This window comes from Vibrio sp. R15-SG3-ISO1A (genome assembly GCF_059833955.1).
The window spans coordinates 1-23,375 of record NZ_JCBDGH010000027.1 but is presented as its reverse complement, the minus strand read 5'-3'; the positions used below and the strand labels follow the sequence as shown (position 1 = coordinate 23,375).

General features: G+C 46.5%; 24 protein-coding genes and 2 pseudogenes. 22 read left to right on the top strand and 4 right to left on the bottom strand.

Annotated features, from left to right (window positions below; all coding sequences use genetic code 11):
- Window positions 1–102: 102 nt before the first annotated feature.
- The 6 genes from AC6R0L_RS02730 (at window position 103) to rmf (ending at window position 7,395) form a co-directional block, all read left to right on the top strand.
- A complete protein-coding gene (locus AC6R0L_RS02730; protein ID WP_500626311.1) occupies window positions 103–648 on the top strand; it encodes a cell division protein ZapC in 546 nt (181 codons plus the stop codon).
- A gap of 515 nt (window positions 649–1,163) precedes the next feature.
- A complete protein-coding gene (gene rlmKL / locus AC6R0L_RS02725; protein ID WP_500628137.1) occupies window positions 1,164–3,299 on the top strand; it encodes a bifunctional 23S rRNA (guanine(2069)-N(7))-methyltransferase RlmK/23S rRNA (guanine(2445)-N(2))-methyltransferase RlmL in 2,136 nt (711 codons plus the stop codon).
- Window positions 3,300–3,331: 32 nt separating this feature from the next.
- Entirely contained in the window at window positions 3,332–3,574 is a 243-nt protein-coding gene (locus tag AC6R0L_RS02720) for a glutaredoxin family protein (RefSeq protein ID WP_334555377.1), read from the top strand.
- Window positions 3,552–5,468: an ABC transporter ATP-binding protein gene (locus tag AC6R0L_RS02715; protein WP_500628136.1), complete on the top strand. Its 1,917-nt coding sequence runs from the start codon at window positions 3,552–3,554 to the stop codon at window positions 5,466–5,468. Before AC6R0L_RS02720 ends, AC6R0L_RS02715 begins: the two co-directional genes overlap by 23 nt.
- 8 nt (window positions 5,469–5,476) lie before the next feature.
- Window positions 5,477–7,057: a DUF3466 family protein gene (locus AC6R0L_RS02710; RefSeq protein WP_500628135.1), complete on the top strand. Its 1,581-nt coding sequence runs from the start codon at window positions 5,477–5,479 to the stop codon at window positions 7,055–7,057.
- A 164-nt stretch (window positions 7,058–7,221) separates the two neighbouring features.
- Window positions 7,222–7,395, top strand: coding sequence for a ribosome modulation factor (gene rmf, locus AC6R0L_RS02705; protein WP_334555374.1), 174 nt, complete (start codon window positions 7,222–7,224; stop codon window positions 7,393–7,395).
- 132 nt (window positions 7,396–7,527) lie between these two features.
- On the opposite strand, the gene fabA is transcribed toward rmf, so the two are convergent.
- Window positions 7,528–8,046, bottom strand: coding sequence for a bifunctional 3-hydroxydecanoyl-ACP dehydratase/trans-2-decenoyl-ACP isomerase (fabA, locus tag AC6R0L_RS02700; RefSeq protein ID WP_004743352.1), 519 nt, complete (start codon window positions 8,044–8,046; stop codon window positions 7,528–7,530).
- Window positions 8,047–8,138: 92 nt separating this feature from the next.
- Entirely contained in the window at window positions 8,139–9,785 is a 1,647-nt protein-coding gene (locus AC6R0L_RS02695) for a S16 family serine protease (protein ID WP_500628134.1), read from the bottom strand.
- Between the two features lie 228 nt (window positions 9,786–10,013).
- Here AC6R0L_RS02695 and matP point away from each other — a divergent pair, with 228 nt between their 5' ends.
- The 5 genes and pseudogenes from matP to AC6R0L_RS02670 all read left to right on the top strand — a co-directional run bounded on the left by matP (window position 10,014) and on the right by AC6R0L_RS02670 (window position 12,023).
- Window positions 10,014–10,460, top strand: a complete 447-nt coding sequence (gene matP / locus AC6R0L_RS02690; protein ID WP_334555372.1) for a macrodomain Ter protein MatP — start codon at window positions 10,014–10,016, stop codon at window positions 10,458–10,460.
- 9 nt (window positions 10,461–10,469) lie between these two features.
- Complete coding sequence (locus AC6R0L_RS02685) at window positions 10,470–10,781, top strand: DUF3634 family protein (protein WP_487901990.1); 312 nt, start codon at window positions 10,470–10,472, stop codon at window positions 10,779–10,781.
- 102 nt (window positions 10,782–10,883) lie between these two features.
- Window positions 10,884–11,198, top strand: coding sequence for a hypothetical protein (locus tag AC6R0L_RS02680; protein WP_500628133.1), 315 nt, complete (start codon window positions 10,884–10,886; stop codon window positions 11,196–11,198).
- Between the two features lie 290 nt (window positions 11,199–11,488).
- The gene (locus AC6R0L_RS02675) at window positions 11,489–11,716 is read left to right on the top strand and encodes a phage/plasmid replication domain-containing protein (RefSeq protein WP_500628132.1); all 228 of its coding nucleotides are present in this window, start codon (window positions 11,489–11,491) and stop codon (window positions 11,714–11,716) included.
- A gap of 11 nt (window positions 11,717–11,727) precedes the next feature.
- A pseudogene (locus tag AC6R0L_RS02670) lies at window positions 11,728–12,023 on the top strand (single-stranded DNA-binding protein).
- A gap of 331 nt (window positions 12,024–12,354) precedes the next feature.
- Here AC6R0L_RS02670 and AC6R0L_RS02665 read toward each other — a convergent pair.
- Window positions 12,355–12,669: a hypothetical protein gene (locus AC6R0L_RS02665; protein ID WP_500628131.1), complete on the bottom strand. Its 315-nt coding sequence runs from the start codon at window positions 12,667–12,669 to the stop codon at window positions 12,355–12,357.
- 306 nt (window positions 12,670–12,975) lie between these two features.
- Here AC6R0L_RS02665 and ccoN point away from each other — a divergent pair, with 306 nt between their 5' ends.
- From ccoN to ttcA, 11 genes are all read left to right on the top strand, one after another.
- Window positions 12,976–14,403: a cytochrome-c oxidase, cbb3-type subunit I gene (gene ccoN, locus AC6R0L_RS02660; RefSeq protein ID WP_334555362.1), complete on the top strand. Its 1,428-nt coding sequence runs from the start codon at window positions 12,976–12,978 to the stop codon at window positions 14,401–14,403.
- A gap of 12 nt (window positions 14,404–14,415) precedes the next feature.
- Window positions 14,416–15,036, top strand: coding sequence for a cytochrome-c oxidase, cbb3-type subunit II (gene ccoO / locus AC6R0L_RS02655; RefSeq protein ID WP_334555361.1), 621 nt, complete (start codon window positions 14,416–14,418; stop codon window positions 15,034–15,036).
- 15 nt (window positions 15,037–15,051) lie between these two features.
- Complete coding sequence (locus AC6R0L_RS02650; RefSeq protein WP_334555360.1) at window positions 15,052–15,228, top strand: cbb3-type cytochrome oxidase subunit 3; 177 nt, start codon at window positions 15,052–15,054, stop codon at window positions 15,226–15,228.
- A complete protein-coding gene (ccoP, locus tag AC6R0L_RS02645; RefSeq protein ID WP_334555359.1) occupies window positions 15,225–16,202 on the top strand; it encodes a cytochrome-c oxidase, cbb3-type subunit III in 978 nt (325 codons plus the stop codon). The genes AC6R0L_RS02650 and ccoP overlap by 4 nt, the downstream gene beginning before the upstream one ends.
- A 104-nt stretch (window positions 16,203–16,306) precedes the next feature.
- A complete protein-coding gene (locus tag AC6R0L_RS02640; protein ID WP_500628130.1) occupies window positions 16,307–16,786 on the top strand; it encodes a FixH family protein in 480 nt (159 codons plus the stop codon).
- 17 nt (window positions 16,787–16,803) lie between these two features.
- Window positions 16,804–19,176, top strand: coding sequence for a heavy metal translocating P-type ATPase (locus AC6R0L_RS02635; protein ID WP_500628129.1), 2,373 nt, complete (start codon window positions 16,804–16,806; stop codon window positions 19,174–19,176).
- Window positions 19,177–19,344: a cbb3-type cytochrome oxidase assembly protein CcoS gene (ccoS, locus tag AC6R0L_RS02630; protein ID WP_500628128.1), complete on the top strand. Its 168-nt coding sequence runs from the start codon at window positions 19,177–19,179 to the stop codon at window positions 19,342–19,344.
- Window positions 19,341–20,015 (top strand): sulfite exporter TauE/SafE family protein, encoded by a 675-nt coding sequence (locus AC6R0L_RS02625; protein WP_500628127.1) that lies wholly within the window; start codon window positions 19,341–19,343, stop codon window positions 20,013–20,015. The genes ccoS and AC6R0L_RS02625 overlap by 4 nt, the downstream gene beginning before the upstream one ends.
- A gap of 88 nt (window positions 20,016–20,103) precedes the next feature.
- The gene (fnr, locus tag AC6R0L_RS02620) at window positions 20,104–20,853 is read left to right on the top strand and encodes a fumarate/nitrate reduction transcriptional regulator Fnr (RefSeq protein WP_334555354.1); all 750 of its coding nucleotides are present in this window, start codon (window positions 20,104–20,106) and stop codon (window positions 20,851–20,853) included.
- A 130-nt stretch (window positions 20,854–20,983) separates the two neighbouring features.
- Window positions 20,984–21,931, top strand: a complete 948-nt coding sequence (uspE, locus tag AC6R0L_RS02615) for a universal stress protein UspE (protein ID WP_334555353.1) — start codon at window positions 20,984–20,986, stop codon at window positions 21,929–21,931.
- Between the two features lie 191 nt (window positions 21,932–22,122).
- Complete coding sequence (gene ttcA, locus AC6R0L_RS02610; protein WP_500628126.1) at window positions 22,123–23,055, top strand: tRNA 2-thiocytidine(32) synthetase TtcA; 933 nt, start codon at window positions 22,123–22,125, stop codon at window positions 23,053–23,055.
- A gap of 75 nt (window positions 23,056–23,130) precedes the next feature.
- Here the strand turns inward: ttcA and AC6R0L_RS02605 are convergent.
- A pseudogene (locus tag AC6R0L_RS02605) lies at window positions 23,131–23,375 on the bottom strand (DUF2987 domain-containing protein); the annotation flags it as partial.

The following is a 23,375-nucleotide window of genomic DNA, read 5'->3' as shown; positions in this document are numbered from 1 at the left end:
ATTTCCTCTTTTTTTTTGCCAATGAGTGCATAAAATCAGCCTTAAGACTTGGAAAGGTAATTAAGCGTTTTACCTAAACCCATCAGGCGAAGAGACGGAACGATGCTTAAACCCAGTGACAAATGGACTTGGTACTATGATGACACCGAAGGGCACCTTATGCTCGATCTCGGTGACAACATGGTCTTCAAAACCAACCTTTCCCGCAAACTTATCGTAGACTGTGCCGTTGGCGTTAACGAATTTAGCGTTGATGATGCGTCTGCATTTCAAACGTACAAAGAGCAAATCTCTCTCCTTGGTCTTAGTGAACCGCGTCAAGCTGAGCTCGCACTCTACTGTGTAGCGGCTAAGCGTTTTCACAAGCCGGTTCAACCGAAAAGCTGGTTTTTCGACAATATTTCTGACGGTGAACAACCCCTTGAAGAGGGCGATTTTGTTTATCTGTCGAATCAGCTTAGCCAAGGTTATTTTATTGTTTTGGAAGTTGGGGATAGCGCCAGCCTGTGTGCCCAGGTTAGTCTCGAAGCATTTCACCTCAACCCTTCTAAATCACTCCAGTTTGGCCAAGCCATTAAGGTGATGCATGATCGCATGCGTGTGGCCAACCAACAGTTTCAAACGCAGCCTATGGCGCTGGTGGGGTAGCTGTTAGCGAATTAACGATAAGAACTTCCTTGTTGTATTCATTCCTTTGATTCATTTTTCATTTCCATCGGCCAAGCGCCGATTTTTTTTTGTCTTAATTTTGAGCGTTTATCTGTCTCACAAGTGTGAGTTGGTTGCCAGTTTTGCTCAACAAACGACCAGTTAAACCACGCGCTCTGAACCCTTACAATCATCAAATTCAACGAAAAATTCCTCTATTGAGGCATTTCTGAAATAAATTTACATTGAAAATACCATCTGGTATATACCAATCTGAGTGTAAATAAGTATTCACTTCGCTTTAAAGGTACGTAGCGTCGTTGCTTACAAAAAGTGAAGTTGGATTAGGTACGACAAATCATGGGTATGCCGTTCGGAGCACCATAAACAGGATGAGTGGTGAATGAATCATCGATTAACGTAGTAATTGAGTGAGATAAAGTGCGCAGGGAGTAACGCAATGAACGAATGTCGGTTATAATGCCGGGTCATTTTTTAAAGAAATAAACATCACTATGCATCAATATCTTGCGGTTACATCCAATGGTATGGAGAACCTGTTAGTTGAAGAGCTGACGAACTTGGGAATAGAGAACGCGAAACCTGTTCAGGCAGGGGTTCGCTTTAAAGCCACGAATGAGCAAGTGTATCGTGTGTGTCTATGGAGCCGTTTGGCCTCACGTTTTGTTCGCGTGCTTTCAGAGTTCACCTGTAATGATGATATGGATCTTTACCTTGCTGCCTCTTCGGTCAACTGGGTCAACCATTTCCACAGCTCAAAGAAGTTTGTCGTGGATTTTAACGGCACAAACCGCGAGATTCGTAACAGCCAGTATGGTGCGATGAAGGTCAAAGATGCGGTTGTCGATTGCTTTGAAAAGAAAAACTTACCGAGACCGTCGATCAGTAAAGATCATAGTGATCTTCGTATCCATGTCCGCTTACACAAAGATAAAGCCTTGTTAGGTATTGATATGGTCGGTGGCGGCTTACACCAACGGGGTTACCGTAGCGAATCTGGCCGAGCGCCATTGCGTGAGACACTCGCTGCCGCCATTATCGGACGCAGTGGTTGGCAAACAGGTAGTAACTTGCTAGATCCTATGTGTGGCTCTGGCACCTTGCTGATAGAAGCTGCGATGATGGCAGCCAACATGGCGCCAGGCGTCAAACGCGCAAAGTGGGGCTTTGAATCCTTAGAAGATTTCGAACCTGAGGTGTGGGCGGAAATTAAATCTGAAGCGGCGGTTCAAGCTCGTCGTGGTGTCAAGAAAGTTGACTCTAAGTTTTACGGATTTGATAACGATAGCCGCGTGATTCAGATTGCCAAAGATAATGCCCGTCGCGCGGGTGTTGATGGATTGATCCACTTTGAGGTGGGTGACGCAGCAAAAGTGACACGCCCAGCGGATTTCGATTCTGGAGTCGTTATCTGTAACCCACCTTACGGTGAACGTCTAGGTACGCATCCTGGCTTAATTGCGCTTTATACGGCGTTCGGCGCCCAGTTGAAGGCGGAATTTGGTGGCTGTCACGCGTCAATATTCTCAAGCTCTGATGAGTTGCTTAGCTGTTTACGCATGCGTGCAGAGAAACAGTTTAAGTTAAGTAATGGTGCGTTACCCTGTCACCAAAAGAACTACTCGATTTCAGCTCGCTCAGCAGAGTCACGTAAAGATGCAGAGTCGGGTGAGACACGTCAAAGCAGTATTGCACCTGACTTTTCAAATCGACTCAAAAAGAATCTCGCGAAAATTGGTAAGTGGGCGCGTAAAGAAGAGCTTGATTGCTATCGCGTCTACGATGCAGATCTGCCCGATTACAACGTGGCGATTGACGTGTACTGTGATCACCTGGTGATTCAAGAGTATGCTGCGCCTAAAAGCATTCCAGAGGAGACGGCAAAGAGACGTCTAACCGACATTATTCGAGCGACGATTGAAGTGACGGGGACCGATGCGAATAAAGTCGTGCTCAAAGTCCGTGAGAAGCAGAAAGGGCGCGCTCAATATCAGAAGTTGTCGCAAGAGTCGCGAAAAATGGAGGTTTCCGAGTACGGCGTGAAGCTGTTTGTGAACCTGCATGATTATCTCGATACCGGCCTGTTTTTAGATCATAAAATCACACGTCGCAGACTGGGTGAGATGGCAAAGGGTAAGGACTTCCTGAACTTGTTTGCGTACACAGGTTCTGCGACCGTCCATGCCGCGTGTGGTGGTGCAAAGTCGACCACCACCGTCGACATGTCCAAAACCTATTTAGATTGGGCGAAAGAGAACATGGCGTTGAATGGTCAAGTGGGGCGTCAACACCGTTTCGAGCAAGCCGATTGTTTGCAATGGCTTGAGAAATCGACGGCTCAGTTTGATCTCATCTTCATTGATCCCCCGACGTTTTCGAACTCAAAGCGGATGGAGCAGTCGTTCGATGTGCAAAGAGATCACATTCAACTGATGAGCCAGCTGAAACGCCTATTGCGCACTGACGGTACGATTGTGTTCTCCAATAACAAGCGTCACTTTAAGATGGACAATGATGCGTTGTCCGAGCTTGGTTTAGAGGCAAAGAATATCTCACACCAAACCTTGCCGATGGACTTCGCACGTAATAAACAGATTCATAACTGCTGGTTGATCACGCATCGCCAGTAAACTCGGTGTATGAACAAGGATAGATAGCATCGATGATTACCTTATACAGCACTGAAGGATGCCATCTCTGTGAGATGGCGTTTTCGCTCTGTCAAAGTGTCGGCATTGACCGTCTCGTTGAGCACGTCGATATCGCGTTCGACGATGAGCTCTTCTCTCGTTACGGTGTCACTATTCCAGTGCTTCGCGCAAACGAGAGTGAGCTCAATTGGCCCTTTGACAAACAACAACTGATTCAATGGTTAGAGAATAATGGCATTACTTACCATCAATAACGGATTACTCGCTTACGGTGATCACCCTTTACTTGACCACGCAGACTTCGCATTACAAGACAATGAGCGTGTCTGTTTGGTTGGGCGAAATGGCGCTGGTAAATCGACTCTCATGAAAGTGCTCGCGGGCGAAGTGCTGCTTGACGACGGTAAACTGACCGTCACGCAAGATGTGGTGGTATCGCGTCTTGAGCAAGATCCGCCACGAAATCAAGAAGGCACCGTGTTTGATTATGTCGCGGGTGGACTGGCTGAAATTGGTGAGCAAATTAAGATCTACCAAGATCAGCTCGATCTACTAGCGGTTGATCCATCTGAGCAAAACATCAATAAGTTGGCCCGTATTCAGGAGCAACTTGAACACACAGGTGCGTGGCGCTTCGAAGACAGGATTAAAAACGTTTTGGCTGCGCTTAAACTTGATGGCCACACTAAATTGACCGACTTGTCGGGAGGATGGCAGCGCAAAGCCGCGTTGGCGCGCGCTTTAGTGCGTGATCCCGATGTATTGCTGCTTGATGAGCCGACCAACCATCTCGATGTGACCACGATTGAGTGGCTAGAAACCTTCCTGAAAGATTTTCGTGGTTCCATCATCTTTATCTCTCACGACCGCGCTTTTATCAAATCTATGGCGACACGCATCGTCGATCTCGATCGCGGTCAGCTTGCCTCGTTTCCCGGTGACTACGACAACTATCTCGTCGAAAAAGAAGAGATGTTGCGCGTTGAGGAGATGCAAAACGCAGAGTTTGATAAGAAACTGGCGCAAGAAGAGGTTTGGATTCGTCAGGGCATCAAAGCCCGCCGCACGCGTAACGAAGGACGTGTTCGTGCGCTGAAAAAGTTACGCGAGGAACGTCTCGACAGGCGAGAAGTGCAGGGTAAAGCGAATATCCAGATTGATGACGCCGCGCGTTCAGGAAAAATTGTTTTCGAAGCGCAGAACATCAATTACTCGATTGAGGGTAACGCAATTGTGCGCGATTTCTCTTTCAATATCATGCGCGGCGATCGGATTGCATTGGTTGGGCCGAACGGATGCGGTAAGAGTACGCTTCTCAAGCTGTTACTTGGTTCTTTACAGCCTGATAGCGGTAAACTCCACTGCGGAACTAAACTGGAAGTCGCTTACTTTGACCAGTATCGAGAAATACTAGATCCGGAAAAGACGGTGATCGACAACCTTGCTGATGGTAAACAAGAGGTGATGGTCGGCGGAAAGCCAAGGCATGCACTGAGCTACCTACAAGATTTCTTGTTTGCACCAAAACGCGCGCGTACACCGGTAAAAGCGCTCTCTGGCGGTGAAAAAAACCGACTACTTCTAGCGCGTATCTTCCTCAGACCGAACAATTTATTGGTGCTGGATGAACCCACCAACGATTTGGATATCGAAACTCTGGAACTTTTAGAAGATTTGCTTGCCAACTATCAGGGTACGTTGCTTTTAGTGAGCCACGATCGTCAGTTTGTGGATAACACAGTGACGACCAGTTGGATCTTTGAAGGTAATGGTGTGATTGAAGAGTTTGTTGGTGGCTACCACGATGCTCAGCAACAAAGAGCACAAGCGCATCAAGCCCGCGTGGTGGAAAATTCAGCAAAAACAGTCAAACAAGTTGAGGAAACTCCCAAATCTGCAGTCACTAAGGCAAAGCCGAAGAAGTTATCTTATAAACTGCAGCGAGAATTAGAAGCCTTACCCGCTAAGTTGGAAGAGCTCGAGGCGCAAATTGAAGCGCTACAAGGGCAGGTGAATGACCCAGATTTCTTCGCCAAACCGACTGAGCAAACACAAACGATTTTAGATAAGCTCGCTCAGACAGAGCAAGAGTTAGACGTTGCTTTCGAGCGTTGGGAAGAGCTCGAGGCAATGCAACAGGAAAGTTAAACAATACGATGAGTAGTAAGATCTTCAAAATATCCATGATTGCCGCCACGGTATCGGCGGCATTTAGTGCTAATGCGGCGTTGTATAAAGTTGTAGAGAGGTATGACAACTCTGGATACGACAAACATTATGGTGTCGCGATTCAGCCGTCTTCAGTAAATTGCTGGAACACAGATTGTAGTTCTAATCATGCAACAGATCATAAGATTGCATTTGAAGGCAAGAACTATAATGAAGGCTTTGAATACCGCCATGAGTCCCCATTCTTGACGCGTTTTGGTTTCGATTATATTGACTCAGATGATGATGTTTGGTCGAATTTCAGAAATTACTGCTACAACTATCTTGGATATGCGGATACTTTGTGCGAGAACTGGGCTACCAACCAGTATACTTATGGCTACTTGAACGAAGAGAGTAACAATTTTGATGGTACTGCTTCGTTTGTGGAGACTGTAACAGAACCTGTTCAAAGTAGTTTTGGCAATGTCGTTGTTAATAGTATTTCATCAAGTAGCGAAGCGGTAGGTAACTACCAAACGTCCACTCGAAGAAACACCGCTTTCGTTGGTAATTCAACGTTAGAATCTGGAGAAACTTCTCGTGCATGGAAGTATGTTCAATCTGATGGTATTAAATATGTTGCGGGAAGTGTGTCAATATCAGCCACTAATAATTCTTCTGACTACACATCCAAAGCAACCATTTGGGAAGATGGTACAGCAACGCAAATCGGGTGGATTGGAGCAGCGTCCAACGATCGTATTCAACCTCAAGGTGCAGCTAGAGATATTGCTTCTATAGATGGTACGATGTACGCAGTCGGGTATAATAGCGACAGTGATGAATACCTAAGGGCTGCTGTATTTACCAGAACGGGAGCAAATAGTTGGTCAAGTACCTTCGTCTCCGGTTTCGACTCTGGCGATAGGAGTATTAGTAACTACCTGAATTCTGTTGTATCCGCTGTCAATGACAACGGTAAGGCGATAGGAACCTATAAACTGCGTGACATTGTCGTAAATGGTTCATATTCAAATGGCCTGTTTTACGTCAGTGATGTCACTTCTCCCACTGCAACTTTGTTTAACGATGACGTGCTTTTCTACGGTGCCAACGGTAAAGCTGGTGGTATCAACAATGATGATTTAGTTGTTGGTGCTGTTGATTTTGAAACGCACCGCGAGTACAACGGTAAACCGCGAGCTCAGAGAGCGTTCATTACTACGCTGGATAGCAGCAATAGTACACCTATTAAAACGAGTCATTATCTAGATGACCTCACCTATTCTGCTAGTTCACCAGATACAAATAATGAGTATCGTATTATTGATGCGACCGACATCAATGATGCAGGTGTCATTTCCGGCACGGCTTATTATTGTGCTGGTGGATTCTCTACGTATTCAATTGAATCATCTTGCGACAGCGGTAGTGAAGTCGTCGCAGTTAAACTTATTCCAAACTCGTCTAGTCAAACGATTGAGTCACGTCCCGCCGCGACTACTGACACCGTTGACAGACAGGGCGGTTCACTAGGTTTCTTTGCTTTGATGCTACTTTCATTCCTAGGGTTCCGTAGAAAGTAGGTTAAATTTTAAACTAGAGCACAGCCTCACAATTTTGACGCTGTGCTTTTTTATATCTTGTGAAAGTGTCGATGATCGACGATTCTTAATTGTGGAGTCACAAAAACTCCATGAAAAGTTAATAGTAGTACGTTAAGAAACACCGTATGTATGAGGACGACACTATGAAGAGACAAAAGCGTGACCGCTTAGAGCGAGCTCAATCTCAAGGGTACAAAGCGGGGCTGAATGGCCGCTCTATGGAAGCCTGCCCGTATCAGCAGATGGATGCTCGGTCGTATTGGCTCGGTGGTTGGCGTGATGCCAGGGACGACAAGCAGTCAGGTCTCTACAAATAACTCTTAACCCACATACTGCAAGGAACTAAGCCCCGAAAGGGGCTTTATCTTAAATATGTAATGCACTATAACTAGCCAGCTTGAGTGCAAAAAAGCGACTCGAGTGAGTCGCTAGAGAAAAGATTTATAATCTTAGAAAGCAGACGTATCTTGGAAAAGACCCACTTTAAGATCTTTCGCTACGTAAATTTCTTTACCGTCGACAAGTACGCGACCATCCGCTAGACCCATAACAAGCTTACGGTTAACAACGCGCTTCATGTGAATTTCGTACGTCACTTTCTTCGCTGTTGGGAGAATTTGACCGGTGAATTTCACTTCACCCACGCCAAGTGCACGGCCTTTGCCTTTACCGCCAACCCAGCCGAGGAAGAAACCAACCAATTGCCACATCGCATCAAGACCAAGACAGCCTGGCATCACTGGGTCACCAGGGAAGTGGCAATCAAAGAACCAAAGGTCAGGAGTAATATCAAGCTCTGCCAGAATCAAACCTTTACCAAAATCACCTTCTGTTTCAGACATCTTAGTGACGCGATCCATCATTAGCATGTTCGGTGCAGGAAGCTGAGGGTAGCCTGGTCCGAACAGCTCACCTTGACTTGATGCCAGTAAATCTTCGCGGTTATAAGAATCTCGTTTGTTTTGCATTATCAATTACTCCAAATTTTGATAGCAGCATGTTAGTGAACACGTGTACGCTAAACAACTCCGATCAGTAAAAATGTGACGAAAAGAAAGCTTTAGCTAAGCCAACTCTTGATCTTGTCCATTAAGCTTAAGGGTTGGTCATGACGCTCAAAGCTCTCTATACGCTCAGCGATTTTGCTAATAACGCTCGATTCGTCGTCTCCTCGGAAGGGCTTACCCATGATCAACGGGATGGCCTCATCAACTGTAGACACCGACCAAATATGGAACTCGTTATTTTTGATACTTTCTATGACGTCTTTGTGAAGCGCTAAGTGTTTTAAGTTCGTCTTAGGTAAAATGACGCCTTGATGCCCGGTGAATCCCTGGTGCTTACAGACGTGATAAAAACCTTCGATTTTCTCGTTTAATCCACCGACAGCCTGCACACGGCCAAACTGATCGACCGCACCCGTTACGGCAATTTGCTGATTAATAGGGTACTCGGAAAGGGCACTGACAAAAGAGCAGAGCTCAGCGAGAGTCGCACTGTCACCATCCACTTCGCTGTACGACTGCTCAAACACGACAGACGCGGAATAGGGCAGTGGTTCATCGAGATTGAGTGCGCTGCTGACGAACGCTTGCATGATCATCATGCCTTTCGCGTGTAAATTGCCGCCTAGCTCGGCCTTTCGCTCTACATCAGAGATGTCGCCATCACCAAAATGAATCACGCAAGAGATACGCGCCGGCTCACCATATGAGAGCGGGTGTCCTGGGACATCAATCACAGTGAGTCCGTTCACTTGGCCAACACACTCACCTTGCGTTTCAATCACGACTTGTCCTTCGGTGATGTCCGACAGGGCGCGCTCGCAAAGATATGACTCACGCTGGTACTTAGCATCAATCGCACTTTCTATGTCGTTGGCAGTGATGACATCGCTGTTAGAAAATAGCAGTGCCTCTTTAATAATCGATTGATACCAACTCACATCAAGTGGCATAAAGCTTTGGTCTTCGGTGTGCCTTGCACCGGCAACCATGACGCGCTTAACCGCATCAACCTCCAAGCTTGGAAGTTGATACTGTGTCGATAACCAAGAGAGATAACCCAAGTAACGTTCAATCGACGCTTCGTTGAGAGCAACATCTAGTTCCACCTCGCTGTACATCGACAGACGGCTAAAAAGATCAGGTTCTAGGTATTCGAGCTCAGCGAGTTGGTGTTGATCGCCCAATACGATGAGTTTCGCTTGGGTTACTGCCGTAGGGGCTTGATTTGCAGGGCGCGCGGGGTTGCTATTGATCAGCGGGTAGGACTCTCCCATTATCGCGGACTTGATTGCTGGCCAATGAACAGGGTGAGCAAGTAGCAAGTTGGCAGAGATAATGACGATTCCGTCGTCAGTCGCTTGTTGAAGTTGACCCGTTATTTTGGTGACAACGTCACCAGATTCATTGCAACTGTAGTGACCCAAAAGTGAGGATGCGTCAATGGACTCAGAGCATAGAACCTGTTTGGACTCATCAATCTTGTGAAGGGATTGCTTCAGCAGGCTTCGGTAGTGTGCATTATCCGGTGCATTAAGCACTAGGCAACGATAGTGTTCCAGTTTGCAAAACGTGTTCAATGTCTGCTTAAGGCGCGTTTGAATATCGAGAAAACTCACTTGCGGTAGAGTCGAGAATTGAGCCAACACTGCGTCAAAATGATCATAGTGTGGGGTCACGGTGCGCCAGCTTTCTTGCTTCATTGAAATCCAATTGTTTTATTAAAAAATGGAGTGGAATTATATAGAAAACTGCCTGGCTTATATAGGGGGATCATGTATAAGTTACATATCGGGGGGCATAACGGGCAATAACGTATTGTGTCATTGATCTTGCTCTTAATTTGCTCACAAATCACTTTCAACTCAGCGCGTCGTGAGTTACGCTGTCACTCAAACGGTTAGGGGAAGAACGACTAGGGAACGGCTGACATGAAATATCAACAATTGGAAAACTTAGAATGCGGATGGAAGTGGACTTATCTCATCAACAAGTGGAAGGCCGGTGCGTCGATTACACGCTATGTTGATCGAAGTGAAGCCGAGACCGCTGTTAAGTCTCTTCAGCAAATCCAGCACGAGCCAGTAAAAGTTCTCGAATGGATAGACAAGCACATGTCGCCCGAGTTGGACATCAAGTTAAAGCAAGCAATCCGAGCCAAAAGAAAGCGTCACTTCAATGCAGAACAAATCCACACCAAGAAGAAGTCCATCGATCTTGATTATCGTGTGTGGGAGAAACTGTCTTATCGCGCCAATGAGTTGGGGTGTACTTTGTCAGATGCTATCGAATACTTACTCACCGAAGCATCACGCAGCGAAAAAGCGAGTAAGACGGTGAGTAGCTTGAAAGAAGATTTAAGTAAGCTGTTAGATTAAGGGGTTTGTATGTTGTATGTGATTGTCATTGCGGCGGTCGTTATCTTTTGGTTGGTCGCCGTCGATAGACCGATTTTAAAAGCGAAGTTCGTAAACGGTAAATTAGAAAGCGAGAAAGGCCATTTCCCACCAAGCTTTCGCCACAATGTCTTAGAGATTGCGGAAAGAACGCCTTTTGATGGTGAGTTGAAAGTGTATCAACAGCGTACCGGGACTAAACTTGTGTTCTCTAAGCAAGTCCCTAAAAAGGTCCAGCAACGCATTAGAAATGTATTTCCACACCAAGGGTTTAAATCGAAATCCGGAAAGAAAGCCCATTAACGTATTGCTTTCGCATGATAATTAAAGTGCCTCGTCGTAAAACGGTCATCTAGTCTCACCACGCCACCTTGCAATAAGTAAGGTGGTAGAGGAGGTGACCACATGAAATCTTTACTAATCTTTCTCTTTTGTTTCTTTCACGCATTCTCAGCTTTTGCTGACGACGCAGAGCGTTACCCTGTAGCAAAAAAGATCAAGAAACACGTTCTTAAGCAGTTAAATAAATCTGGTGTTCAAGGTTTTTGTGACGTGTACGTACACACTAAATTTGACGATAAGTATCTGAAAGTTATCCGAGTTAACTCATCTGGTGATCATCAGGTATGTGACCAGTCAAAGAATGTGATCCCCAAAGGAAAGCGTTACAAATCCTCAATACCACACGCCATCATTCATATCCATGTCAGTAGATATTAGGCACTATAACTAATTCGCTTGAGGTAAATACAAACCACCAATTAGCCTAATAAGCAGACTTGCGCGAAAAATCTAAACTCAAATCTTCGCAGTTGAACCAACAAAAGGAGCGGGATAACGTCGGTTACTAGGATCGCCCCGGGAGAAATGTGCCAAAGAAAAGGTGCTATATTGACTTAGCTGACTCGATAAACGTCGAATTTTTTAAGGTTGTCTGCCATGGATTTGATGAAGGCGGTATCGTACTTAAAAGCGATTAATGTCTTGGTCACTCATGGGAATTAGCGTCAGTGTGGCAACTTGGACAAAAAATCGAGAGAAACAGTCAGTATTACGTACACAGACCGCGATTAAAAAGCATCGGTATCGATATCGCTTTGCCGTTCGATGTAACGAGAATCTGTCCAACGCTTAAACGTTCAGAAGTCATAGAAGTTCAATCACTTAGTATCCCAGACTGGTATCAATTACAAATAGTCGAGAAATCTAACATCATGCCGTTCAAGGCAATCGCTTAAGGAAATTAACCATGATTAAAATAGAAATCTTCTCAGAAAACGTTCCCGTAGAAACTCGCAGCACAGCAGGCAAAGAAGGTCGCCCAGGTCGAACTATTTACGAGCAAATCGCTTACGCACATTTAGGCGGTAAGTTCCCAGTAGAAATGAAGCTGACGCTAGAGAAAGACCAAGAGGAATCTACACGCCACGCAATACAAGCTACGTTGTAAATAACTTCGGAGGCTTAGAGTTGAAGCGCTTTGGGATGATATTAGACGCAATCGACGTTAACCAGAAAGACGTTAAACGTGAAATGACAGCCTAATCGACCACATAACATTAGTGCGTATTATGTATATTATGTTAAATAATCGATAAGCAAACACAGGGAGTACCACTCCCTATCCAATCTACCCATCCAACGATCTGTTCCATTAAACATAACTGAATTTACCATAAAATACCTAATAATCAGTTTGTTAATCAAAGATTTCCAAAGCTGATTATTAGTGCTGAGCCATGCTCATAATTTGTGATTTCGACAAAGAAGTCGCAAGTTTTCTCGTTCGTTCGCGTCAAATTTAACATCTCATTGGTCGAGCTATTCGCTATCAAAATGGATTGTAAGACGTCAATTATCCCAAATTTGTGCGCAGTTACATTCGAAACTTGATTGTCGCTTCTTTGGTCTTGTTGAGGTCTTGCAAGCTTAGGCTTAACGCTTCATTGACGGGAGCCTCGAGTCTCCAGTCGGTGTCACTTTCCGTAATTGTTTGCGGTGATTCTAACGGTTTTAGCAGCCAGTTTGTATTGGGCTTGGTGATGATAATCTTGTTTGCCTCAAATTTTGCGGTGAAGCGGTCGTTTTCGACAACAAATGTGCACGCGGGTTTGAGTTCGCACACCACTTCTATCGCATCTTTGTGCGTGATAGTACGCCAGAAAAACGCCGTCAGAAGCAGGGTTAACATGATGATTATTTGAGCAAAACGACCTCTTGTTAGTTTTTGGGCTGCCATTCTGTTGGGTTCTCCGTGTAACAAACTTCAAACTTTTAAAATAAAAGGCCAAAACCTGACCAAGTGTAAGGTTACTATGCTGTCATTGAATTGTTAAATGAAGTATAGTTGGCGGCTGAAAGTGCCACTTTTTTTAAAAACTGGCAAGATTATTTAACCAACTGAGATTGGCGACATTTTCTTGAGGTTTTGGGTGGCATTACGACATGTGTCGTGTTGGAAGTAAAGTGTAGTTAATTAGAAATTGGAAGCATGCAAATGAGCCAAGAAAAGCAGCTAGAACAAAACTACAACTATACAGTCGTCCGTCAGTTTACCTTAGTGACTATTCTCTGGGGTATCGTCGGCATGGCTGTTGGTGTTTTGATTGCCGCTCAATTAGTTTGGCCACAGCTAAACTTTGATACGCCGTGGTTGACGTACAGTCGCTTACGTCCTCTGCATACTAATGCGGTTATTTTTGCGTTTGGTACAAGTGCCCTATTCGCAACGTCTTATTACGTTGTACAGAGAACTTGTCAAACACGTCTATTTGGTGGCCCTCTCGTCGCCTTCACCTTCTGGGGTTGGCAGGCAATTATCCTCGCAGCCGCGATCACTCTCCCACTCGGTTTTACCTCGGGTAAAGAGTACGCGGAACTAGAATGGCCGATCGATATTGCGATCGCTGTTGTCTGGGTGGCTTACGCAGTGGTGTTCTTCGGCACACTGATTACGCGTAAAACATCACACATCTACGTGGCAAACTGGTTCTTTGGTGCGTTCATCATCACTGTCGCTGTATTGCATATTGTTAACAGCATGGCGATTCCGGTCTCTATGGGTAAGTCTTACTCTGTCTACTCCGGTGCCGTTGATGCAATGGTACAATGGTGGTACGGACACAACGCGGTAGGTTTCCTACTGACCGCTGGCTTCCTTGGCATGATGTACTACTTTGTTCCTAAGCAAGCTGAACGTCCCGTTTATTCATACCGTTTGTCGATTGTTCACTTCTGGGCATTGGTCTCGCTATACATCTGGGCAGGCCCACACCACCTTCACTACACGGCTCTGCCTGACTGGACTCAGTCTCTCGGTATGGTGATGTCTCTTGTACTGTTCGCACCTTCTTGGGGTGGCATGATCAACGGTATCATGACGCTATCTGGCGCATGGCACAAACTTCGTTATGACCCAATTTTGCGTTTCCTCATCGTCTCCCTGTCGTTCTATGGCATGTCAACGTTTGAAGGTCCGATGATGTCGATTAAGACCGTCAACGCCCTTTCCCACTACACTGACTGGACAATCGGTCACGTGCACTCAGGGGCGTTAGGTTGGGTTGCTATGGTTTCGATTGGTTCGGTTTACCACTTGGTTCCGCGTCTATTCGGTCAGCAGCGTATGTACTCTGTTGGCATGATCAACGCCCACTTCTGGCTAGCCACTATCGGTACTGTTCTTTACATCGTCGCGATGTGGATTTCGGGCGTTATGCAGGGCCTAATGTGGCGTGCAGTGAACTCAGACGGCACATTAACGTATAGTTTTGTAGAGTCTGTACAAGCGTCTTACCCGTTCTATTTTGTTCGTTTCCTAGGTGGCTTTATCTTCCTAGCAGGTATGTTCCTCATGGCATACAACACGTACAAAACCGTTACCGCGCCAAAAGATAGCCTAAAAGCTATCCCGCAACCGGCTTAAGGAGATTAAAGAATGAGTTCAAATTCTAACAATCGCCACGAACTAGTAGAACGTAATGTCGGTTTGCTTGCGATCCTGATTGTGTTTGCCATCAGTTTGGGTGCGCTGGTAGAAATCACGCCACTGATTTTCCAAAAACAGACAACGGAGCCGGTTGAAAACTTGCGTCCCTATTCTGCGTTGGAACTCGAAGGTCGTGATATTTACATTCGCGAAGGTTGTAACGTGTGCCACAGCCAGATGATTCGTCCTTTCCGTTCGGAGACAGAGCGCTACGGTCACTACTCCGTCGCGGGCGAAAGCGTTTGGGAGCATCCGTTCTTATGGGGATCTAAGCGTACAGGTCCAGATCTTGCGCGCGTTGGTGGCCGTTACTCTGACGAGTGGCACCGCGTTCACTTGATTGACCCACGCGAGTTGGTTCCTGAGTCAAACATGCCTGGTTTCCCATGGCTGGCTGACAATGAACTGGATGGTAAGGACACTGAGAAGAAATTGCGTATTTTCCGCGACCTATTCGGTGTGCCATACACAGATGAACAAATCGCAAACGCGTCTAAAGATGTAGAAGGTAAAACAGAGATGGATGCCATCATTGCTTATCTTCAGTCTCTTGGTCACGCAATGAAGTAAATAAGGGGTGACGTAATGGATATCGGTACTATTCACAGTATTTGGACCATCGTTCTGTTCGTGAGCTTTATTGGCGTTGTGTGGTGGGCTTACGGCAAAAACCGTAAAGCTCGCTTCGAAGAAGATGCCAACCTTGTCTTTGCTGACGAGATTGAACAGCCCAAAAAAGAACAGGGAGTGACTAAGCAATGACGACGTTTTGGAGTCTTTGGATAATAATCATCACGGTCGGAACACTGGTCGGCTGTGCTGCACTACTTATCTGGTGTCTTAAAGACAAAATGGGCGTAGAGGAAGGCGCTGATATGGGCCATGAATACGATGGTATTCGTGAGCTTAACAATCCTCTACCTAAATGGTGGACCTACCTTTTCATAGGTACGTTCGTGTTTGCAGCGATCTATTTAACGCTTTATCCAGGTCTTGGCAGCTTTAAAGGTGTCTTGGGTTGGCAGAGCTCGGATCAAACCGTTCGTTCGGTTGAAGAGTCAAAAGCGTCGATTGCCGCCTCTCAAGAGAACAAGCAGCTAGTACAATACGCCAAAGAGCTTGATGATGCAGATGCCTACTTTGGTGAAGCATTCAAGCGACTTGCGTATGTTGATGGCTCCTCTGATCTGCGCCCTATCCCTGCGATTGCAGCGGATGATGAAGCAGTAAAAGTGGGGCAGCGCCTGTTCTTACAAAACTGTTCGCAGTGTCACGGCTCTGACGCTCGCGGTCAAAAAGGATTCCCTAATTTGACTGACGACGCATGGCTATACGGTGGCGAGCCAGAAGCTATCGTGACCACCATCATGCAAGGCCGAATCGGTCAAATGCCTGCGTGGAAAGATGCGCTTGGCGAAGAAGGCGTGAAAGAAGTCGTGAGCTATACGCTGAGCTTGTCAGGTCGTAGCGTGAACGCGCGCGAAGCAGAAGCGGGTAAAGTACGTTTTGCGGTTTGTGCGGCTTGTCATGGTACGGACGGTAAAGGTAACCCAGCTGTGGGTGCACCGGATCTGACTGACCAAGATTGGTTGTTCGGTGGCTCGCGTGCTGAAGTGACAGAGACGGTCATGAACGGCCGCTCAGGCGTAATGCCAGCTTGGAAAGACATACTAGGTGAAGACAAAGTGCAACTTGTCGCTGCCTATGTATGGAGCCTAAGCAACTCAGAACAATAAGTTACATTTCAATTCCAGCCCCATGCTGTCAACAGATGGTAATGGGGCTGTCTTTCCTTTACAGTTAAAGCCCTGATTTCATTTTATAAATTGAGAACTTTTTTATGGAAAAGCCTTGGTATAAGCAGTTTTGGCCGTGGTTTCTAATCATCCTTCCATCGATCGTGGTGGTGTGGACTATTATAACGGTCGTTATTTTCACTCAGAACTCGGTCGACCTGGTTACTGAGGATTACTATAAAAAAGGAAAAGGGATCAACGTTGATATTTCAAAGATTAACGTTGCAAAAGAGTTAGGACTCAGCGCTCAAGTCGTCTCTGACGAAAACGCTATCGTCATCTCGCTTGATAAAGGCACTCTCGAACACTTCCCCGCAATCACCGCGATGTTTGCCCATCGCACACTGGCTGATCGCGATTTTAGCCGATTACTGACGTCTGACGCCAAAGGTCAATATCGCTTTGAGCTCGACGAGGTGCTGCAAGGCCCCTGGTTTATCGAACTGACCCCTCATGATGCACAATGGTTAATTCAAGGCCGCGTGACATTCCCTTCTGAGATGGCCATCCCTCTTTCCAACTAATTGATGTAAGCGTAGCTATGTGTAAATCGTGTTACCACTGTGGTGAAGAAGTACCAGACAACACGGATTATAAGGTGGAGATCCTCGGCGAATCTCGCGATATGTGTTGCCCAGGGTGTGAAACCGTCGCCCAAACGATTATTGATAGCGGGCTTGTGTCCTACTATCAATACCGAACAGCGCCTGCAGAAAAAGTCGAACTGGTTCCCGAGCAGCTCAAGGCACTCATTCACTATGACAACGAAGAGGTTCAATCGGAGTTTGTCAGAACCAATGAAGATCATGCAGAAGTGACATTGTCACTAGATGGTGTCTCTTGTGCTGCTTGTGCTTGGCTGATTGAGAAACAAGTTTCTACCCAATCTGGCGTTTTGTCTATTCGTGTCAACACCACGACCAATCGTGCGATACTCGCGTGGGATAAAAGCAAAACTCGACTCAGCGATCTTCTCTCGTCGATTCACCAATTGGGTTACAAAGCTGCGCCATTTGAAGCTGACCAGCAAGAAGCGGCTTACCATCAGCAAATGAAGCAGTACCTCTATCGGTTAGGTATAGCTGGCCTTGCGACCATGCAAGTCATGATGTTGGCAGTGGCGCTCTACCTTGAAGTGTTTGGCGATCTAGAACCAGAGTTTAAACACTACTTTCGCTGGGTAAGCCTTATTTTTGCCACACCGGTTATGCTCTACTCGGCGCTGCCCTTTTACCTAAATGCATGGCGTAGCTTACGCAGTAAAACTCTCGGCATGGATGTCCCCGTCTCTTTGGCGATGATTTTTGCCTACTTTGCCAGTTTGGTGGCGACCATTACAGAGCAAGGTGAAGTTTTCTTTGAATCCATTTCGATGTTTGCGTTTTTCCTTTTGGTTGGCCGCTTTCTTGAAATGCGCGCAAGACGCAAAGCCGCCGCTGCAAGTGGAAACTTGCTTAAATTAATACCTGCAATGGCCACCACGGTTCAAGGTGACCAAATTGCCGTCAGAAGCCTAAAACTTGGCGATCAAATCCGCGTGTTACCCGGTGAGCACATTCCTGCCGATGGCAAGATCATCAAAGGCCGAGTCCACATCGATGAGTCGATGTTAACGGGCGAATCCGTTCCTGTCGTGAAAAATGTCGAGGACTATGTGTACGCCGGTACCCTCAACGGCGAGGAAGCGTTTGAACTTGAGGTGACATCCAGCAAAGCGGACTCGATGATCTCGAAAATTGTACGCCTGCAAGATGAAGCACAGCTTGCGAAACCCAAAATCGCCGAGATAGCCGACGTCGTTGCGCGCTATTTTGTCGCGATTATTTTGGTGATTGCTGCGGTTACCTGGTTCTTTTGGCACCAAGCAAACCCAGACGATGCATTCTGGATCATGTTGTCAGTATTGGTCGCGACCTGTCCTTGCGCCCTCTCTCTCGCGACACCAACGGCGTTGACCTGCGCGACATCTCGCATGGGCAATTTCGGCATACTTCTGCGCAAAAGCCACGTGTTCGAAACGCTGTGTAAAGTGAACCATTTGATCATCGATAAAACCGGGACCTTAACGCATGGTGACATTGAAATTCGTCACGTGACGCTCCATGGAGATATCACTCGTGAAGAAGCGCTCTCTATGGCCGCAGCATTGGAGTCCCACGCCAATCATCCTCTGGCCCGTGCGTTTAAGCCTTATGCGGTTCAGAGCCTGGAGATTCAAGACATCGAGAACGTAATTGGTTCTGGTGTAACAGGTTCGATTGATGGTGCGATTGCGAAAATAGGCAGTGCCTCGTTTGTGATTGGTGAAGGGGCGAGTCCCTCACCTAACTGCATTTACTTATCACTGAATAACGAGCTAGTGGCCACCTTTGAATATCACGACCCGATTCGTAAGGACGCCAAGCCGTTTATTGAGCAGTTTCAGCAAGCGGGCATCAAAGTGACGCTGCTAACGGGTGATTCCCACACCAACGCGACATTGGTCGCCGAGCAAATTGGGATTGAGGATGTAGTCGCAGGAGCCAAGCCTCAAGACAAGCTCGAATTCTTAAACCACGTTGATGCGAATGACGTCACCATGATGATTGGGGATGGCATTAACGATGCCCCTACTCTCGCCGGCGCGCATCTGTCTGTCGCCATGGGTGGTGGTGCCGATGTTGCCAAAGCCTCAGCGGACATGGTGTTGCTTGGTGATCACTTGGAGCGAATCCTCGATGCGCGCAAACTTGCGCTGCAAACTCGAAAAATCATCCGAGAAAACCTCGCTTGGTCACTGGGCTATAATGTACTGATTTTGCCACTCGCTGTTGCCGGCTTGGTCGCGCCTTATTTTGCTGTGGTTGGTATGTCTGCAAGCTCAATTATTGTAGTATCAAACTCTCTGCGTTTGCTCAAAGAACAGGGTAAGTAAATGGAAAGCTTGTATATCTTAATCCCTATTGCCATCGTACTGGTTTGTGTTGCCGTAGCGGTGTTTTTGTGGGCAGTGAAAAACGAGCAGTTTGAAGATCTCGAGCGTCAAGGTCACAACATTCTGTTTGACGAAGATGAGTCTGAGCAAAAGAAACGTGAGCCATGATGATTGATTGGTTCGGCGCGTTTGTCATCGGTCTTGTCGGAGCTGGGCATTGTATGGGGATGTGTGGTGGTATCGCCTCAATGCTCACCATCGGGCAAACCTCGCCTTCACGTTGGACGTCCGTTTATTACAATCTTGGTCGATTAATCAGTTACGCACTGCTTGGTGCCATCGTCGGCGGCGCCGTGGCGTCGTTGAGCAAACTGAGCCAAATAAACAGTGTCTTGATATGGCTTCGTTTGCTGGCGGCACTTTTCATGATTTTGCTCGCGTGTTACATCGGAAAATGGTGGCACGGACTGCTGCATTTTGAAAAGCTGGGTCAGCAGCTTTGGCGTTTTATCTCTCCAGCGGGTAAATCCCTACTGCCTTTACAATCCCCCCTGCACGCCCTTCCGTTTGGCATGGTCTGGGGATGGCTACCCTGCGGACTTGTCTACTCCACATTGACTTGGTCTGCGGTGTCTGGCAGCGCGCTAAACGGCGCCTTAGTTATGTTGATGTTTGGGCTGGGAACCCTACCCGCGATGCTGGCGGTTGGCATGGGGGCTGAGGCGCTTAAGCGGATTCAAAATTCTTCAGTATTTCGTCAAATTGTTGCGTTTATGCTGTTAATCTACGGCATTTTTACCGGATATGATGCAATATCAATTTTATTAATTAGTTTATAGATACCTGTTTTTATACATTTTTTTCCGCTACCTTTTGCCGCTAATGGGTGCTAAAATATTGATGTATATCAAATAGTGAAAGGTTGTTATGATTTCTGAAAAGCCTGCAACAAAGCGAATTCAGTCCGGTGGTTGTGCGATTCACTGTCAGGACTGTAGTATCAGTCAGCTTTGTATTCCGTTCACTTTGAACGAGTCCGAACTTGACCAGCTTGACCAAATTATCGAACGAAAGAAGCCTATCCAGAAAGGCCAAGAGCTATTTAAAGCGGGTGATGAGCTTAAATCTCTTTACGCAATTCGTTCAGGAACCATTAAGAGCTACACCATTACCGAGCAAGGCGATGAACAAATTACAGCCTTTCACCTCGCCGGTGACCTTGTAGGCTTTGATGCGATTACTGGTGATTGTCACCCAAGTTTCGCTCAAGCGCTTGAGACGTCGATGGTGTGTGAGATCCCTTACGAAATCTTGGACGACCTTTCAGGTAAAATGCCTAAGTTGCGTCAGCAAATCATGCGCCTGATGAGTAATGAAATCAAAGGCGACCAAGACATGATTCTCCTGCTCTCAAAGAAGAACGCAGAAGAGCGTCTCGCTGCTTTCCTATACAACCTTTCAACTCGTTTTTCGCAGCGCGGCTTTAGCCCTCGTGAGTTCCGTTTAACCATGACTCGTGGTGATATTGGTAACTACCTGGGCTTGACGGTAGAGACAATCTCGCGTTTGCTAGGCCGTTTCCAAAAGTCTGAAATTCTCAGCGTGAAAGGGAAATACATCACCATCATCGACCACGATGCTCTGATGGATCTGGCGGGCGTTTCAAAAGAATCGTAATCAGTTCAATGATGTAGCTCTATTCTGAGCTACATCATACTTCTTTTACTTTCCGCATTGTTTTCCTAATACTCTCCTCAAAAGTAAGCTACATTAATCTTATAGCCCAACTCTACTCCAAGGAGTAATTATGAGCATTTACAATAAGATTTTAGTGGTTGCCGATATCAATAAAGAAGAACAACCCGCCCTTTCCAGAGCGATGCAGCTTGCCGCGCAGAGCCGTTCACCGAGTCGTGTGACGTTCTTTCTCTCAATCTATGACTTCTCTTATGACATGACCTCAATGCTCTCTTCCGATGAAAGAGATGCAATGCGCCGAGGGGTGATTGGTCAACGCGAGCAATGGATGCAAAAAGTCGCGCAGCCCTATTTGAATGACAACGTGGAGTTTGAAGTCAAAGTGGTGTGGCACAACCGTCCTTATGAAGCGATTATCGCCGAAGTCTTTTCCGGTGAGCACGACATCGTAATTAAAGGCACACGCAAACATGATGTCTTAGAGTCTGTGATTTTCACCCCAACCGATTGGCATTTGCTGCGTAAATGCCCTTCTCCTGTGTTGCTGGTTAAAAACGAAACGTGGCCAGAGGACGCAAGTATTCTCGCCTCCGTGCACGTGGGTTCAGAAAATGACACACACATTGGGTTAAACGATGAAATGGTTGAGCAGCTAAAAAGTTTGTCTGAGCGATTAGGCGCACGTCCGCTGCTTGTTAATGCCTATCCTGTCACACCCGCGAACATTACTATTGAACTGCCAGAGTTTGACCCGACCACCTATACCGATGCCGTTCGTGGTCACCACTTAACAGCGATGAAAGCACTGAGACAAAAACATGGTTTTGATGAAGAGCAAACCATTGTGGAGCAAGGTTTGCCAGAGGACGTTATCCCAGATGCCGCTATCAAAGAGAATGCCGCTATGGTGATTATCGGTACCACTGGACGCACCGGACTTTCCGCCGTGTTTATCGGTAATACCGCTGAACATGTGATTGATAAGATCAATTGCGATGTACTCGCCCTGAAACCCGCTGGCTATATCAGCCCACTCGATCCTAAAACAGCAATCTGATCGACATACTCTCCTTCAATAGCCTCACCCTTTGGTGGGGCTATTTTCTATCCTCTCAAAAGACTCTCACATCCGCGCGGTTTGGACCTCAAGCCGATAAATTATTTTCTGCGCTAACGCTGGCATCTGAGTGATTTATCCGTATCATACGCACTTCATTTGGATTCATGATTGATTAAGACTGCAAGCTGATGACTGAGCAAACTCAAGAGCTAACTAAAGCTCAACAATACAACTTTAATAAGCTGCAAAAGCGTATCCGCCGCAACACCGGCCAAGCCATCCAAGACTTCAATATGATTGAAGACGGTGATCGCATTATGGTTTGCTTATCCGGCGGCAAAGACAGCTTTACTATGCTTGATATTTTGATGAGTTTACAAAAGAGTGCGCCAATCAATTTCCAATTGATTGCGGTCAACCTTGATCAAAAACAGCCTGGCTTCCCTGCACACATCCTGCCAGAGTATTTAGAGTCACTTGGTGTCGAATACAAAATTGTCGAAGAGGATACATACTCTATCGTTCAAGATAAGATCCCTGAAGGCAAGACGACCTGTTCACTCTGTTCACGTTTGCGTCGTGGTATCTTGTATCGCACTGCAAAAGAGTTGGGCGCAACCAAGATTGCCCTTGGCCACCACCGTGATGACATTCTCGAAACACTCTTTTTGAATATGTTCCACGGCGGAAAAATGAAAGGCATGCCACCTAAATTGGTGTCGGATAACGGTGAGCACGTGGTGATTCGTCCGCTGGCGTACTGCCGTGAAAAAGACATCATCAAGTATGCAGATTTGCGCGGCTATCCAATTATCCCGTGTAACTTGTGCGGTTCACAGCCAAACTTGCAGCGCCAGAACATCAAACAGATGCTTAATGAGTGGGACAAACGCTTCCCTGGTCGAATCGAAAGCATGTTCCGCGCTATGCAAAATGTGGTACCTAGCCACTTGGCTGACTTTGAACTGTTCGATTTTAAATCCGTTGATAAAGACTCTGGTGTCATCAACGGTGGAGATATTGGCTTCGATAAAGAAGAGATCCCGACTCCAGAGCTTGATGAAGACGATCGTGTACAAGAGTTCGATCCTAGCCTTCAGCTCAATGTGACCAACTTGTAGTCAGGTTTAGTCGTCATAAAGAATAAGGGCCGCATCTGCGGCCCTTATTACGTTTAGGTAAAGACAAGTAGATGGCTATTTTGCCTTGGGTAAGTATGGCAACACTCGCGCAGTTTGGGTTGGGAGAGTCATCTTGCCACCCTCACCAATCTCACTTAACGCCACTTGCACTTTGCCATCCACAATCGCTTTCTCTGAGCCGTTGGAGAACTGAATCACACCATTGAGATCGTTGGGAAACTCCAACGTGACACCTTCGACATCTGGCGTGAACCAGCTAGCGAACATCCCTCCGAGATCGACAAGCATGGCATGCATTT